Annotated in this window: 19 protein-coding genes; 16 read left to right on the forward strand and 3 right to left on the reverse strand. The window is 63.5% G+C overall.

The window, feature by feature from the left end; genetic code table 11:
• Positions 1 to 8: 8 nt before the first annotated feature.
• The 6 genes from MKD49_RS06530 (at position 9) to MKD49_RS06555 (ending at position 3,802) form a co-directional block, all read left to right on the forward strand.
• A complete protein-coding gene (locus MKD49_RS06530) occupies positions 9 to 1,034 on the forward strand; it encodes a DUF3034 family protein (RefSeq protein WP_252695830.1) in 1,026 nt (341 codons plus the stop codon).
• A 16-nt stretch (positions 1,035 to 1,050) separates the two neighbouring features.
• Entirely contained in the window at positions 1,051 to 1,497 is a 447-nt protein-coding gene (locus MKD49_RS06535) for a group 1 truncated hemoglobin (RefSeq protein WP_252695831.1), read from the forward strand.
• Positions 1,498 to 1,599: 102 nt separating this feature from the next.
• Positions 1,600 to 1,971: a hypothetical protein gene (locus MKD49_RS06540; protein ID WP_121041624.1), complete on the forward strand. Its 372-nt coding sequence runs from the start codon at positions 1,600 to 1,602 to the stop codon at positions 1,969 to 1,971.
• A 26-nt stretch (positions 1,972 to 1,997) separates the two neighbouring features.
• Positions 1,998 to 2,555, forward strand: coding sequence for an RNA polymerase sigma factor (locus MKD49_RS06545; RefSeq protein ID WP_252695832.1), 558 nt, complete (start codon positions 1,998 to 2,000; stop codon positions 2,553 to 2,555).
• The gene (locus MKD49_RS06550) at positions 2,552 to 3,403 is read left to right on the forward strand and encodes an anti-sigma factor (protein ID WP_252695833.1); all 852 of its coding nucleotides are present in this window, start codon (positions 2,552 to 2,554) and stop codon (positions 3,401 to 3,403) included. Before MKD49_RS06545 ends, MKD49_RS06550 begins: the two co-directional genes overlap by 4 nt.
• A gap of 210 nt (positions 3,404 to 3,613) precedes the next feature.
• Positions 3,614 to 3,802 (forward strand): hypothetical protein, encoded by a 189-nt coding sequence (locus MKD49_RS06555; RefSeq protein WP_034331488.1) that lies wholly within the window; start codon positions 3,614 to 3,616, stop codon positions 3,800 to 3,802.
• 82 nt (positions 3,803 to 3,884) lie between these two features.
• Here MKD49_RS06555 and MKD49_RS06560 read toward each other — a convergent pair whose 3' ends face one another.
• A complete protein-coding gene (locus MKD49_RS06560) occupies positions 3,885 to 4,220 on the reverse strand; it encodes a helix-turn-helix domain-containing protein (protein ID WP_121041619.1) in 336 nt (111 codons plus the stop codon).
• A complete protein-coding gene (locus MKD49_RS06565; RefSeq protein ID WP_121041617.1) occupies positions 4,201 to 4,581 on the reverse strand; it encodes a type II toxin-antitoxin system RelE/ParE family toxin in 381 nt (126 codons plus the stop codon). Before MKD49_RS06565 ends, MKD49_RS06560 begins: the two co-directional genes overlap by 20 nt.
• A 207-nt stretch (positions 4,582 to 4,788) precedes the next feature.
• Between MKD49_RS06565 and MKD49_RS06570 the strand changes: the two genes are divergently transcribed.
• The 4 genes from MKD49_RS06570 to MKD49_RS06585 all read left to right on the forward strand — a co-directional run bounded on the left by MKD49_RS06570 (position 4,789) and on the right by MKD49_RS06585 (position 7,705).
• Positions 4,789 to 4,977: a YjfB family protein gene (locus tag MKD49_RS06570; RefSeq protein WP_121041615.1), complete on the forward strand. Its 189-nt coding sequence runs from the start codon at positions 4,789 to 4,791 to the stop codon at positions 4,975 to 4,977.
• A 195-nt stretch (positions 4,978 to 5,172) separates the two neighbouring features.
• Positions 5,173 to 5,475, forward strand: a complete 303-nt coding sequence (locus tag MKD49_RS06575; protein ID WP_252695834.1) for a helix-turn-helix transcriptional regulator — start codon at positions 5,173 to 5,175, stop codon at positions 5,473 to 5,475.
• A complete protein-coding gene (locus MKD49_RS06580) occupies positions 5,472 to 6,809 on the forward strand; it encodes a type II toxin-antitoxin system HipA family toxin (RefSeq protein WP_252695835.1) in 1,338 nt (445 codons plus the stop codon). The genes MKD49_RS06575 and MKD49_RS06580 overlap by 4 nt, the downstream gene beginning before the upstream one ends.
• Complete coding sequence (locus MKD49_RS06585; protein ID WP_209581548.1) at positions 6,806 to 7,705, forward strand: pseudouridine synthase; 900 nt, start codon at positions 6,806 to 6,808, stop codon at positions 7,703 to 7,705. The genes MKD49_RS06580 and MKD49_RS06585 overlap by 4 nt, the downstream gene beginning before the upstream one ends.
• An 18-nt stretch (positions 7,706 to 7,723) precedes the next feature.
• Here the strand turns inward: MKD49_RS06585 and MKD49_RS06590 are convergent, their stop codons facing one another.
• Positions 7,724 to 8,392, reverse strand: coding sequence for a GntR family transcriptional regulator (locus tag MKD49_RS06590; RefSeq protein WP_134135855.1), 669 nt, complete (start codon positions 8,390 to 8,392; stop codon positions 7,724 to 7,726).
• A 147-nt stretch (positions 8,393 to 8,539) separates the two neighbouring features.
• On the opposite strand from MKD49_RS06590, the gene dctP reads away from it, so the two are divergent.
• The 6 genes from dctP to MKD49_RS06620 are packed head-to-tail and all read left to right on the forward strand — an operon-like array spanning position 8,540 to position 14,383.
• A complete protein-coding gene (gene dctP, locus MKD49_RS06595; RefSeq protein ID WP_252695836.1) occupies positions 8,540 to 9,562 on the forward strand; it encodes a TRAP transporter substrate-binding protein DctP in 1,023 nt (340 codons plus the stop codon).
• Positions 9,559 to 10,137 carry a TRAP transporter small permease gene (locus tag MKD49_RS06600; RefSeq protein ID WP_134135853.1) on the forward strand — a complete coding sequence of 193 codons (579 nt, stop codon included), beginning with the start codon at positions 9,559 to 9,561 and terminating at the stop codon, positions 10,135 to 10,137. The genes dctP and MKD49_RS06600 overlap by 4 nt, the downstream gene beginning before the upstream one ends.
• Positions 10,134 to 11,483: a TRAP transporter large permease gene (locus MKD49_RS06605; RefSeq protein ID WP_121041604.1), complete on the forward strand. Its 1,350-nt coding sequence runs from the start codon at positions 10,134 to 10,136 to the stop codon at positions 11,481 to 11,483. Before MKD49_RS06600 ends, MKD49_RS06605 begins: the two co-directional genes overlap by 4 nt.
• A complete protein-coding gene (gene mdcA / locus MKD49_RS06610) occupies positions 11,484 to 13,151 on the forward strand; it encodes a malonate decarboxylase subunit alpha (RefSeq protein WP_252695837.1) in 1,668 nt (555 codons plus the stop codon). It begins immediately after the preceding gene.
• Positions 13,152 to 13,175: 24 nt separating this feature from the next.
• A complete protein-coding gene (mdcC, locus tag MKD49_RS06615) occupies positions 13,176 to 13,490 on the forward strand; it encodes a malonate decarboxylase acyl carrier protein (protein ID WP_252695838.1) in 315 nt (104 codons plus the stop codon).
• Complete coding sequence (locus MKD49_RS06620; RefSeq protein ID WP_252695839.1) at positions 13,487 to 14,383, forward strand: biotin-independent malonate decarboxylase subunit beta; 897 nt, start codon at positions 13,487 to 13,489, stop codon at positions 14,381 to 14,383. The genes mdcC and MKD49_RS06620 overlap by 4 nt, the downstream gene beginning before the upstream one ends.
• The last annotated feature ends 4 nt before the right edge of the window (positions 14,384 to 14,387 follow it).

Consider the following 14,387-nt stretch of genomic DNA (forward strand, 5'->3'; position numbering starts at 1 on the left):
GGGACAGCATGAAGAAAATCACCAAAAGTGGCGCGTTCGCGCTGCTGGCGACACTGTCTGCGCCGGCGTTGGCGCAGCTCAGCGATGCTGACCGCGAGGCGTGGATGCAGGCCCAGCAGCGCAAGGCCGCCCAGGCCATGCGCGCCGCGCCGGGCCCCGTCAGTTCCGGCGCGGCAGCTACTGCCGCCGAACCCGCTGCCGATCAGGACAAGACGCGCTGGATGCCCGACCTCGGCAAGCTCACCGCCACCGGCGGCGTGATCCAGGTCGAGGGGGCCGGCGGCGGCGGCCTGACGCCCTGGGCGCTCATCACCGGCTATGGCACGCGCGACAGCTATGGTGCCAACGCCCATTACACCTATCTGGCGACCCAGGATTACACGCTCAAATCCTATGGCGTGGCCGTCGGGATACTGGACCGGTTGGAACTGTCGCTGGCCAAGCAGGAGTTCTACGGCAGCCTGGCCCCGTTGGCCGATCTCAAGATCACGCAGGACATCGTCGGCATCAAGCTCAAGCTGGCCGGTGACGCCGTCTATGATCAGGACCGCTGGCTGCCCCAGATCGCCGTCGGTGGCATGTTCAAGCACAACAACGGCATCGGCGGGCTGGGCACGGTCACCAGCGTCAAGCAGCTTGGCGCGGCCAGTGATGCCGGCATCGACTATTACCTCTCGGCCACCAAGCTGCTGCTGGAGCAGAGCCTGCTGCTCAACGGCACGCTGCGGCTGACCAAGGCCAACCAGATGGGACTGCTCGGTTTCGGCGGCGACCTCAACGACCGCTACCAGGCCATGGGCGAGTTCTCGGCGGCTTATCTGATCAACCGGAAGCTGGCGTTGGGCGTGGAATACCGCATGAAGCCGCGCAACCTGGCGGCCGACCACGAGAAGGATTATTACGATGCCTTCCTGGCCTGGTTCCCCAGCAAGAACCTGTCGATGACCCTGGCCTACGTGGCACTGGGCGACATTACCGTCTACAACCCCAAGCGGCAACGCGGCGTCTATCTGTCGCTGCAGGCCGGTTTCTGAGCCCACGGGAGCCGCGATGAACAAGTTCAGAATGCAGCATGCCTTGCTGGGATTGACCCTGGCCGGTGCCCTCGGTTTGGCGCAGGCCCAAGCTCCGGCCACGCCCGATGACAGCCTGTTTCGCGCACTGGGCGGCTTGCCCGTGATCGAGCGGGTGGTGCAGGATTTCATGGACAACATGCTGGCGGATGCCCGCATCCGCCATACCTTCGACAATTCCAACGTCAAGCGCGTCAGGGAAAAGCTGGTGGAGCAGTTCTGCCAGCTCAGCGGCGGCGGTTGCGTCTATACCGGCGATCCCATGCGCGAAGTGCACCAGGGTCTCAAACTGAGCAATGCGGACTTCAATGCCTTGGTGGAAGATCTGCAATTGGCCATGGACAAGAATGGCATCCCGTCCCGCACCCAGAACCGCCTGCTGGCGCTGCTGGCACCCATGCAGCGCGAGACGGTCAGCCGATAGCAAAAAATATTTTGTGGCGGCGGGAATAAAGCAGGGCCGCCTTCCGTATACGTCGGCATGGGTATGGCACATCGCGCAACCCGACCACGAAAAGGAAACATCATGAGACTGCTCGCAACCTCCCTGCTGGCGCTGGCCTGCGCCTCGGTTTCTTTCACCGCCTCGGCCCAGAGCGCCGGTGTCAAGACCATGGACGGCATCCTGGTCGACGCCAGCGGCATGACCGTCTACACCTTCGACAAGGACACCGCCAACAGCGGCAAGAGCGTCTGCAACGGCCCCTGTGCCAAGCTGTGGCCGCCGGTCGCACCGATGGGCAAGCCGGCCGCGCCGTATTCCACGGTGACGCGCGACGATGGCAGCGCCCAACTGGCCTACCAGGGCAAGCCGCTGTACCTGTACGAGGCCGACAAGAAGCCGGGTGACCGTACCGGCGACAACTTCAAGGACGTCTGGCACGTCGTCAAGCCCTGATCGTCCTTCAGACCCTCCGGCCCGCCATGTTCGGACGCACCGCCAGGCTGCAGCGCCAGCAACGGGAACGTCAGGCCGACGAGCAAGCCATGCTCGCCTGCCTGCCGCGCCTGCGGCGGTACGCCCGCGCGCTGACGGGCGGGCGCGACAGTGCCGACGACCTGGTGCAGGACACCCTGGAGCGCGCCTGGCAGAAGCTCGACAGCTGGCAACGCGGCAGCGACATGCGGCCCTGGCTGTTTGCCATCATGCACAACCTGCACGCCGACCAGCGCCGTCAGCCGACGCTGGTCACGGTGGACCTGGAGCAGGCAGCAGACGCTGCGGCCCCGGCGTCGGTGGCCGAACACGGCTTGGCCCTGGATCTGGAAGCGGCCTTGCAGCTACTGCCGGCGGAGCAGCGGGAAGTCCTGCTGCTGGTGGTGCTGGAAGAGATGCGTTATGAAGAAGTCGCGGCCACGCTGGGCATTCCGACCGGGACCGTGATGTCCCGCCTGTCGCGCGCCCGCGAGCGTCTGCGGCAATGGATGGAGGGACCCGGCGGGCAGGGTGAAGCCGGTGCGACCCTGAAGGTGGTGAAATGAAGACCCCGGCATTCCCCGAAGAAGATTTGCACGCTTACACCGACGGCCAGCTGCCGGCGGCGCGTGCTAGCGAGATGGCCGCCTGGCTGGAGCAAGACCCGGCACACGCCGGGGATCTGCACCGCGTGCGCGCCTGGCGCGCCCAGAACCGCGCCTTGCATGCTCATTACGACCCGGTCCTCGAAGAACCCCTGCCGCCGCGTCTGGCTGCAGCGGTGCTGGCCGGGGCGGGGGAGCCGCACCGCCGCCGCGATGAGGCAGGCGAGGGGGCGGCCAATGGTCGGTTCTGGTGGCGTTATGCGGCCATGCTGTTGCTCACGCTGGCGGGCGCTACGGGCGGCTGGCTGGCGCATGACCTGAGCGGCGGCGGCCGCGCCGGCACGCTGGCATCCGCGCCCGTGATGCTGGCGCGCCAGGCCGCGGTGGCCCATACCGTCTTCAGTGCCGACTTGCGGCGGCCGGTGGAAGTCGGGGCCGATCAGGAACAGGCGCTGGTGACCTGGCTGTCGCGCCGGCTGGGCGTGAACGTGCGCGCCCCCCAGCTGGCACCGCTGGGGTACGACCTGATCGGTGGCCGGCTGCTGCCGGGTCAGAGCGGTCCGGTGGCGCAGTTCATGTATCAGGATGCGGCCGGACAGCGGTTGACCCTGTATGTCTCGCACGACCAGGTGCAGAACAGCGAGACCGGCTTCCGCTTCGCTCAGGAAGGCAAGGTCAACGTCTTCTACTGGATCGATGGCCAGTTCGGTTATGCGCTGTCGGGCGGCGTTGCACGCGCTGAACTGTCGCGCATTGCCAGTTCGGTCTACGAGCAACTGGTGCCATTGCAGCCCGCGCCGTCACGCTGAGCGCCTTACGGCGGACCTTGTTCCGACTTGAGGTTTACACATGCAAAAGTGGGTAAGGGCAGGGCAACTCCCGTCAAGACTGTCTGCTTGCCTGCCGCTAACACATTTACCCATGACGTAAAGCCTGATCAACCATGGTGGGGGGATGTGGAAACATGCGAGATCAGGCTGACGCCGTGGTCCGGTTGCACTTCAGACAAGGAGTTTCATATGGAGCTAGCAACTATCGCCAGCGGTGCAGCAACGGCCTGGCTGGTCGACAAGGCGGCGCAGTCCGTCGGCATCGATCTGGGCAAGGTCGCCAAGGCGGCGGTGGATGATGTGGTAGGTGTCGCGACGACCGTGGCGCGCCTGCCGGCCAATGTCAACATTGGACGCATCATCAATACCATCGTCTAGGTGGCCAGGGCTTGCTGCCTTGGCGTTCGCTTGATCGCACCCTTCGGGGTGCGATTTTTTTTGTGCGGGCTTTGGGGGCTTTTCAGGCTACGGTCAAAGTCAGGCATCCGAGGGAGGCGGCTGCAGGCCGCACCTGGATCTCGATGTCGTAGCCCAGCCGTGTCAGACAGTCCATCAGCTTGCGCTCGGACAGGTTGCTGAAGTCGCCGCGCATCATGCCCGACACTTTGGGTTGGGGAATCCCCATGCGTTGGGCCGCCGCCTGTTGACTCAGTCCTAGTGCACGCATCGCCTTGCGGATTTCGATGACCAGACCAGTCTTGATGCGCAGCTTGTCGGCATCCGGCAGACCAAGATCGGCGAAGACATTGCCGCTGCTGCGGAGGATGTCGGTTCCCTCAACGATTGTTTTTTGCATGATGACGTAGCTCCTCGGCTCTGGCAGTAGCGATCTTGAGTCTGGTCCGGATGATTTCCATGTCCGGCTGGGGTGTGGCTATTCCGCTTTTGCTTTTCTTCTGAAAGCAGTGCAGTACGAACACGGCTTCTTCGAACTTCACGGTGTAGACAGCCCGGAAGGTGTCGCCAATATGGTCTTCCAGAATCTCCAGTACGCCGGCACCGCTGAAACCCTTCAATATCTTGGTTTTTTCATAGCGCTCGCCCATCTGCGCCAGCGACAATGCGAAGCCGAAACGCTGGCGGACTTCCGCTGGCAATGCCAGCAGATCCTTGTAGCTGCTGGCGATCCATTCGAGTGGTTTCTCATTGATAAACATCGTAGCAGGCTATACCTGTTCAGGTAAATAGCTGGCTGGCTGCGATTTTTAATGGGAGGTTCTCGAACAACCTTGATACGAGTCGACGTTCGCGTGTGAGTATCTCGAAATTTTTCTTGATTGATGTAAAGAAACGGCGTCCAATGCCGTAACCAAGGCACCGGGCGACGCATCCTGTTTCCCGGTATTCCCCAAGAGGAGAGCACCATGGATGTCAATCAAATCGCATCACTGGCCACCAGCATGGCGTCGGCGCAGACTTCGGATTCGGTCAACGTACTGATGCTGAAGAAAGCGCTCGACAGCCAGGCTTCTGCTGCCGTGGGCCTGTTGCAGGCATTGCCGCCGTTGCCGGCCAACCCGAACATCGGGCGCAACGTCAATACCACTGCCTGAACACCGTCCTCTTGAAATCGCAGTCCTTGCCGGACTGCGATTTTTTTTGTGCATCGTCGGATCGCCGCCTGCCAATTCTTCGGAAGAACAATAGATTGTGCGTTTAGGTAAATGCACAATCTGTTGTTCTTGATTTCGTGCAGATGACCAATATAATGGTTATATGTAAAAAGAACCATTTAATTGGATCTTCTGATGACCAATCTGCAAGACATCGGCCGTCGCATCCGCACCGCGCGTAAAGCACGGGGGATGACGGCTGTCGCGCTGGCCGCGCTGGCCGGAATGCACCGCAACACCTTGCTGGCGCTGGAAACCGGGCGCGGCAACATCGAACTGGTCAAGCTGCTGGCCCTGTGCGAGGAGCTGGAGCTGGACCTGCTGCTGTTGCCGCGCCAAGCAGCGCCGCTGCGCGCCGCCGAGGCGCAAGGCGCTGGCAGCCAGACCGAACTGTGGGCGCGGCTGCAAGCGCTCATGGGCGAAGGAGGCGGGGCATGAGCATGCTGCGTTCCCTGCGCATCCGCCTCGGGCAGACCGAGGTCGGTTCCTTGTTCGCCCTGGATGACGGGCGCTGCTATTTCCGTTTCGATGACGCCTATGCCTTGCAGGGGGACGATCGTCCCGTCCTCTCGCAGCTTTATCTGGCCTCCACCGAAGAGCGTACCCGCGCCCAGTTGCTCGATCCCACGCTGGCGGCCAACCGGGGGGATGGCCGTGGCGGATTGCCTCCATTCTTCCAGAATCTCCTGCCCGAAGGGCAGTTGCGCAAACACCTGATCCAGCGCGCCGGTCTCGCTCCGGACGATGAATTTGGCCTGCTGGCCTACTGCGGACGCGATCTGCCCGGCGATGTCTCGGCGCTGGCCGAAGAATTGGATGAACGCGGTCTCGGCCGCCTGCTGGGCCAGGGCCATGACAGCTACGAGATGAGTTCCGGCCAGTTGCCGGTGCCGGGCGGGGAATCGCTCTCGGGTGTCCAGCCCAAGCTGGCGCTGGTGCGGGAGAGCGGGGGACGCTACGTCATGCGCTCCAAGGATAGCCAGGGCAGCCACTTCATCGCCAAGCTGCCGGCCACCGACTACCCCAACATGCCGCAGGTTGAGTTTGCCTCGCTGACCCTGGCCGCTGCCGCTGGCGTGCAGACTTGCCGGTTCAGCCTGGAGCCGTTGTCGGCCATCGGTGATCACCTGCCGTTCGGCCTGCGCAACGACGCCAGCCGTTTCCTGCTGGTGCAGCGCTTCGACCGCGACGCGCCCACGCCCACCGGACGCTTGCACATGGAGGATTTCGCCCAGGTCACCGGTACTGCGCCGGCGGCCAAGTATGTCGGTACCTACGCGGCCATCGGCGTGGTACTGCTGGAGCGCAGTACGCGCGGGGCCGAGGATGTCTACGAGTTGCTGCGGCGGATCAAGGTCAACGAGCTGCTCGGCAATTTCGATGCGCACCTGAAGAATTTCAGCCTGCTGTATTACACGCCCCAGCAGGCGACGCTGTCGCCGGCTTATGACATCGTGGCCTATGCGGCCTACGTGGGCGGCGATGGCCATGCGCTGGCCTTCGTGCCGGGACAGAAGGGCAAGCAATTGCTCACGCCCGCCATCCTGCGCCAGCTCGCCAACCTGTGGCGCCTGCCGGAGCCGCGATTGCAGGCGGTGCTGGTGGAGACGGTGGAACGCGCCATGACGCAATGGCCGGCCCTGATTGAGAGCCTGCCCTTCACCGACGCCCAGCGCGGCAAGCTGCTGGCGCATCTTGAGGCCAATGCCAGCGTGGCCGCATGGCGCCGCCGCGCCGCGCGCAGAAAGCCTGTCGACGGGGAGGGCGCATGAGGCCCACGCCCACCCTGCCCATGCGCGAAGGCCTGTCGCCCAGCTACCTGTGGCTGCAACCGGGGCCCTGGCGCGACATGCTGTCCTTCCTGGCCGAGCGCTTTACGGCCGTCCCCGAATCGATCTGGCGCGAGCGCCTGCTGCGGGGGGAAGTCCGCAACCAGCATGGTGAAGCATTGCGCCCGGAGTCGCCCTATCGCAGCGGCGATTGCATTTTCTACTACCGCGAATTACCCGAGGGTGAAGCGCGCATTCCGGTGGAAGAAAAGATTCTGCATCTGGACGACCATTTGTTGGTAGCCGACAAACCGCATTTCCTGCCGGTGATCCCGACTGGCCGCTTCGTGCAGGAAACCCTGCTGGTGCGACTCAAGAAGGCCACCGGCCTGCAGGACCTGGTCCCCATCCACCGGCTGGACCGGGAGACGGCCGGGGTGATCGTCTTTTCGCATCAGCCGGCCAGCCGGGGCAAGTATCAGTCCATGTTCCAGCAACGGTCCATGTTCAAGGTGTATGAAGCGATTGCCCCGCTGCGGCCGGATCTGGCGTTGCCACGGGTGCACCGCAGCCGAGTGGAAGAGATCCCTGAACAGTTCTTTAAGATGTATGAGGCCGAAGGCGCGCCCAATTCTGAAACCCACATTTCCCTCCTCGAGCAGCGGGGAGAACTGGGCCTCTACCAGCTGGAACCGGTCACCGGACGGCGTCACCAGTTGCGGGTGCACATGGCCTCGCTGGGCATTCCCATCCTCAACGATCTGTTCTATCCGCACGCCGTGCCCGTGGGCGTGGCCGATGATCTGGACAAGCCCCTCAAACTGCTGGCCCGTTCCCTGTTCTTCATCGATCCGCTCGATGGCAGCGAGCGGCATTTCGTCAGCCAGCGCAGCCTTTAGCCGGGACGTTAACGCGGGTCAGGCAGCCGATTTTAGCTGGTGCAGAGAAGCCACCAGATCAGCAAACCGCTGCCCCTGGATCATGATGTGCTGGCGCAGCACCTCGACGGTGCGTTCCGGGTCACCGGCGATGATGGCATCCACCACGGCCTGGTGTTCGTCATAGGACATCCTGAGACGATCCCGCACCCGCAACTGCAGGCGGCGATACGGCCGCAAGCGGCGGTGCAGGGCGCGCGCCTGCTCGGCCAGGAAGCCATTGTGGCTGCCGGCATAGATGTGGTCGTGGAAGGCTTCGTTCAGGTAAAAATAGGCATCCGGATCGCTGGCATCGCGCGCTGCCTGGCAGGCCTGGTGCGCCGCCAGCAGCTCGGCATGCTCGGCCGGCGTCATGCGGCGCGCCGCCAGGCGGCCGCACATGGCTTCGAATTCGGCCATCACTTCAAACATCTCGATCAATTGCTGCGGGCCGATCTCGGCCACGATGGCACCCCGGCGCGGCCGCATCTCGACGATGCCCATCGAGGCCAGCTGGATCAGCGCTTCACGGATGGGCGTGCGCGAAACACCGAATTCCTCGGCCAGCGAGGTTTCATCCAGATGCTGGCCCGGTGCCAGCTTGCCGACGGCGATCAGCTCTTCAATCGATTCGCGCAGGGTTTCAGAACGGGTCTTTGGCGTGTCCATGGTGTGTTGCCTCTAAAACAAGCATTGTAAAGGGAAGGGCTTCCACGGGATTAATGCTTGACAATGTATGCTTTTCGGCTGAAATTGTATACACGATGAGAGCATAAAAACACAGTAGTTCCATCAATTCCTGGAGGAGATACCAGCATGACCGCATTCAACCGTCGCCATTTCCTTGGCACCCTAGCTGCTGCACCGCTTGCCGCCGCCATGCCCGCCGCCTGGGCGCAAACGGCCAGCCTGAAGATTTCTCACCAGTTTCCCGGTGGCACCCTGACCGAAGGCGACTTCCGTGACCGCCTGGTGCGCATGTTCGCGCAGCAGGTGAACGAAAAGACCAAAGGGGCCTTGAAGTTCGAGATCTATCCCGGCTCCTCGCTGATGAAGACCAACGCCCAGTTCTCCGCCCTGCGCAAGGGCGCGCTGGACATGTCGCTGGTGCCGCTGAACTATGCCGGCGGCGAAGTCCCGGAAACCAACATCGGGCTCATGCCGGGCCTGGTGACCTCCTACCAGCAGGGCGCGGCCTGGAAGAATGCCGAAGTGGGCAAGGAATTAGCCCGCATCCTGGGCGAGAAGGGCGTGGTCATCGTCAGCTGGATCTGGCAGGCGGGCGGTGTGGCCTCGCGCGGCAAGCCCATCGTCGATCCGGCCGATGCCAAGGGCATGAAGGTGCGCGGCGGTTCACGCGAGATGGACCTGATCCTGAAGGAAGCGGGCGCCGCCGTGGTGACGCTGCCTTCCAATGAAATCTACGCCGCCATGCAGACCGGCGCGATGGATGCGGCGATGACTTCGTCGACTTCCTTCATGTCCTTCCGCCTGGAGGAGGTGGCCAAGGCACTCACGACCGGCCGCGACAAGGCCTACTGGTACATGTTCGAGCCGCTGATGATGTCCAAGGCCGTGTTCGAACGCCTGCCCAAGGACCAGCAGGCCGTCATCATGGCCGTCGGTGCAGACATGGAACAGTTCGCCACCAAGGCTGCCCAGGCCGACGATATCGCCGTGGCCCAGGTCTACCAGAAGGCCGGTGCCAAGGTGGTTGACCTCAACGCCGAGGTCGTCAAGAAGTGGCAGGACATCGCCCGCAATACCGCCTGGAAGGACTTCGCGGCCCGCAACGCCAACTGCGCCAAGCTGCTGGCCCTGGCGGAGAAGACCGTATGAGCCACGGCTTCGAGATGCCTGGCGCGGCGGCCACGCGCCCGGCCGTACCGGCCAGCGCCCCGGTGGCCTGGCTGGCGGCCTTCCTGCAGGGCTACCACCGCGTGGCCGTGTTCCTGGGGATGATTGCGCTGCTGGTCACCTCCTGCATCCTCACCTATTCGGTGGTGGTGCGTTACTTCTTCCATCAGCCGACCGACTGGCAGGATGAAGCCTCGGTCTTCATGCTGGTTGGCGTGATCTTCCTGTGCTCGGCTTATGTGCAGTCGCTGCGCGGGCACATCGGCATCGAGGCGCTGGCCGGCTTGCTCTCGCCGCTGGCCAACAAGGTGCGCATGTTCATCGTGGATGTGGTGTCCTTCCTGTTCTGCGCTTTCTTCACCTGGAAGTCGTGGACCCTGTTCCATGAAGCCTGGGTGGAGGGGCAGACCACGTCGTCCACCTTCGCGCCGCCGCTGTGGATTCCGTATTCCCTGATGGCGCTGGGCATGAGCATGCTGACGCTGCAATTGCTGGTGCAGGTGCTCACGCGCATTACCGGCACCGTGCCTGCTGCAACGTCCGGAGGTGCGCAATGAGTCCGCTGACCCTGGGTGTGCTCTATGGCGTGGTCACCATCCTGGTGATGTGTTCGGGCATGCCGATCGCCTTTGCGCTGGGCGTGGTGGCGACCGGCTTCATGTATTTCTTCATGCCGGAATCGTCGCTGGATACCATCACGCAAAACGTTTATGAAGAAATCGCTTCCATCACGCTGCTGTCGATTCCGCTCTTCATTTTGAAGGGGGCGGCCATCGGCAAATCTCCTGCCGGCAAGGACTTGTATTCGGCCATCCACGCCTGGTTGAACAAGGTGCCGGGTGGACTGGGCATCGCCAACGTGTTTGCCTGCGCGCTCTTTGCCGCCATGGCCGGTTCGTCGCCGGCGACCTGCTCGGCCATCGGTTCGGCGGGCATTCCCGAGATGCGCCGTCGCGGCTATTCACCGGGGTTTGCAGCGGGCATCATCGCCGCAGGCGGCACGCTGGGCATCCTGTTGCCGCCGTCCATCACCATGATCCTGTATGCCGTGGCCGCCGAGCAGTCGCTGGGACGCCTGTTCCTGGCCGGTATCGGGCCGGGCGTGCTGCTGGTGATCCTGTTTGCGGGTTATGCGGTCTTCCGGGCGCGCAAGGAATACAAGCTGGCGCATGCCGTCTACACCGCCGGTGGGGCCAAGTCGGCCTACCTGGATGACGAGCATTTCACGCTGGCCCAGAAAGTGGAAATGCTGCCGCGCGTGCTGCCTTTCCTGATCTTGCTGATCGGGGTGATGGTGGCGCTCTATGGGGGCCTGGCCACGCCTTCCGAAACTGCTGGCCTGGGCGCGCTGCTGGCGCTGGTGCTGATCGCGGTGGTCTATCGCATCTACAAGCCGAAAGAGATCGCGCCCTTCCTCAGTTCCACCATCAAGGAATCGGGGATGCTGCTGCTCATCATCGGCATGTCGCTGCTGTACTCCTACGTGATGAGCTACCTGCACATCAGCCAGTCGGCAGCGCAATGGGTGGTGGACCTGCACCTGTCGAAGTGGCTGCTGCTGGCCGTGATCCTGGGCATGGTCATCGTGCTGGGCTTCTTCCTGCCGCCGGTGTCGATCATCCTCATGACCGCGCCTATCATCCTCCCGCCGCTCAAGGCCGCCGGTTTCGACCTGATCTGGTTCGGCATCGTCATGACGGTGGTCATGGAGATGGGCCTGATCCACCCGCCGGTGGGGCTGAATCTGTTCGTGATCAAGAACATCGCACCCGATATCGCACTGGGCGATGTCATCAAGGGTACGATTCCTTTCCTGGCGCTGATGTTTCTCGCGGTCCTGCTCTTGTGCATGTTCCCGGGCATCGCGACCGTATTGCCTGATCTGTTGATGGGAGCCAAGTAAATGAGTAGTAGCGAACGCGTGTGGAATGCGCGCCAGAAGAACCGTGAACAGCGGCTGGCGCGCGCCACCGCCGCATTGGGCAGCCAGTTGCAGGGCAAGATCGCCCCTGCGGACAAGCTGGCGGACCTGCTCTATGCGGTGCTGGAAAACGGCGACCGGGTCTGTGTCGAGGGCAACAACCAGAAGCAGGCCGATTTCCTGGCCAAGGGCCTGGCGGCACTCGATCCGGCGCGGGTCAAGGGCTTGCACATGCTGTTTTCGGTGCTGGCCTTGCCGGAACATCTGGACGTGTTCGAGAAGGGCATTGCCGACCGGCTCGATTTTTCCTTCTCCGGTCCGCAGGCCGGCCGCCTGGCCAAGCTGGCCTCGGCCGGCAAGCTCAACATCGGTGCCATCCATACTTACCTGGAGCTGTTTGGCCGCTACTTCGTCGACCTGACCCCGCGCGTGGCGCTGGTGGCCGCGCAGGCGGCCGACCGCCACGGCAATCTCTATACCGGACCCAATACTGAAGATACGCCCGCCATTGCCGAAGCGACGGCCTTCTCCAGCGGCATCGTCATTGCGCAGGTGAACGAAATCGTCGATGAGCTGCCGCGCGTGGACATTCCGGCCGACTGGGTCAGCTTTGCCATCAAGGCCCCCACGCCGCATTACATCGAACCGCTCTTCACGCGCGACCCGGCGCAGATTTCCGAGATCCAGGTGCTCATGGCGATGATGGCCATCAAGGGCATCTATGCCGAATACGGTGTGCAGCGCCTGAATCACGGCATCGGTTTCGATACGGCGGCCATCGAGCTGATCCTGCCCACCTATGCCGAATCGCTGGGCCTGCGCGGCAAGATCTGCAAGCACTGGGCGCTCAATCCGCACCCGGCGCTCATTCCCGCCATCGAGGCCGGGTTTGTGGAATCCGTGCACTCCTTCGGCTCCGAGCTGGGCATGGAAGATTACATCCGCGCACGGCCCGATGTCTTCTTCGTCGGACCCGATGGCTCCATGCGCAGCAATCGCGCCTTCTCGCAGACGGCCGGCCACTATGGCTGTGACATGTTCATCGGGTCGACCTTGCAGATCGATTTGCAGGGCAATTCCTCCACGGCCACGCTGGGCCGCATCGCCGGCTTTGGCGGCGCCCCCAACATGGGTGCGGATGCACGCGGACGCCGCCACGCCAGCGAAGCCTGGCTCAAGGCCGGCCAGCAGGCGCGCGCCGGACGTAATACCATTCCGCGCGGGCAGAAGCTGGTGGTGCAGACGGTGGAGACCTTCCGCGAGCACATGCAACCGGCTTTCGTCGAGAAGCTGGACGCATGGCAGCTGGGCGAGCAGGCCAAGATGCCGATTCCACCCGTCATGATTTATGGCGACGACGTCACCCACATCCTCACCGAAGAGGGCATCGCCAACCTGCTGCTGTGCCGTACCGAAGAGGAGCGCGAGCAGGCCATCCGTGGCGTGGCCGGTTATACGGCGGTCGGCATGGGTCGCGACAAGCGCATGGTGGAAAACCTGCGCGACCGTGGCATCATCCGCCGCGCCGAAGACCTGGGCATCGACAAGCGCATGGCCACCCGCGACCTGCTGGCGGCCAAGAACATGAAGGACCTGGTGCGGGCTTCCGGCGGGCTGTACAACCCGCCCAAGCGCTTCCGCAACTGGTGATTCCCCTGCAATGAAAGCGACACTATGGAAACTTTGACTTTTCGCTTCGAGCACGGCCACCGCCGCCTCAAGGCCACGCCTGAACTGGTCGGCGTGGTCAGCTCGGGCAACCTGGAGGTACTGATCGAGCATGCGGCCCTCAATGGTGCCTGCGCCATCGAGGTCAAGACCGCCGCGCGCGGCTTCGGCACCATCTGGAAAGCGGTGATGACCGACTTCCAGCAACGCTGGCAACTGGCCGATACCCGCATCTCCATCAATGACATGGGGGCCACGCCGGCCGTGGTCAGCCTGCGCCTGGATCAGGCCGTGGAAGCCATGGTGGAGGAGGGCGCATGAGTGCGAGCTATCTGGAAGCCACGGCGCGCGAGCGCATCCTGGCGGTGCTGGACGCCGCCAGCTTCAAGGAACTGCTGCCGCCCGCGCAGCGCGTAGTCAGCCCCCATTTGGGTCAGCTCGATGCACCGGTCTCCTTCGATGATGGCGTCATCATCGGCGAAGGCCTGCTGGGCGGACGCGCCGTGATGGCCGCCGCGCAGGAAGGCGGATTCATGGGTGGGGCAGTGGGCGAGGTGCACGGTGCCAAACTGGTGGGGCTGCTCAAGCGCGCCATGGCCAGGCAGGCCGCAGGCGTGATCCTGCTGCTGGAAACCGGCGGCGTGCGCCTGCATGAAGCCAATGCCGGGCTCATCGCCGTCTCCGAAGTGATGCGTGCGGTGCTGGAGGCGCGTGCCGCCGGCATTCCCGTGATCGTGCTGGTCGGTGGCGCCAATGGCTGCTTCGGCGGCATGGGCATCGTGGCGCGCTGTGCCAATACCATCATCATGTCCGAGGAAGGGCGGCTGGCCATGTCCGGTCCGGAAGTGATCGAGACTGCCAATGGCGTCGAGGAATTCGATTCGCGCGACCGTGCCCTGGTCTGGCGTACCACCGGCGGCAAGCATCGCTACCTGATCGGCGATTGCCAGCAACTGGTGAGCGACGATATTGATGCCTTCCGCACGGCAGCCATCGCCGCGTTGTCCGCCGTCAGCGATGCGAAGCTCACGTTGGCCGGGCTGGAAGCCGAGCAGGAGATGCTGCGCCGTCGCATCGCCACTTTCGGCCATGCCGAGGACCCGATGGATATCTGGGCCGAGCTGGGCGTGGCCCGACCGGAAACGGTACCGATGCTGGAAGCCGCTGCCTTCACCGCCATGGCCGAGCGCCTGCGCATCGTCTCCAAGGCCTGAGAGG

This window comes from Herbaspirillum sp. WGmk3 (assembly GCF_023952535.1).
GTDB lineage: Bacteria > Pseudomonadota > Gammaproteobacteria > Burkholderiales > Burkholderiaceae_D > Herbaspirillum > Herbaspirillum huttiense.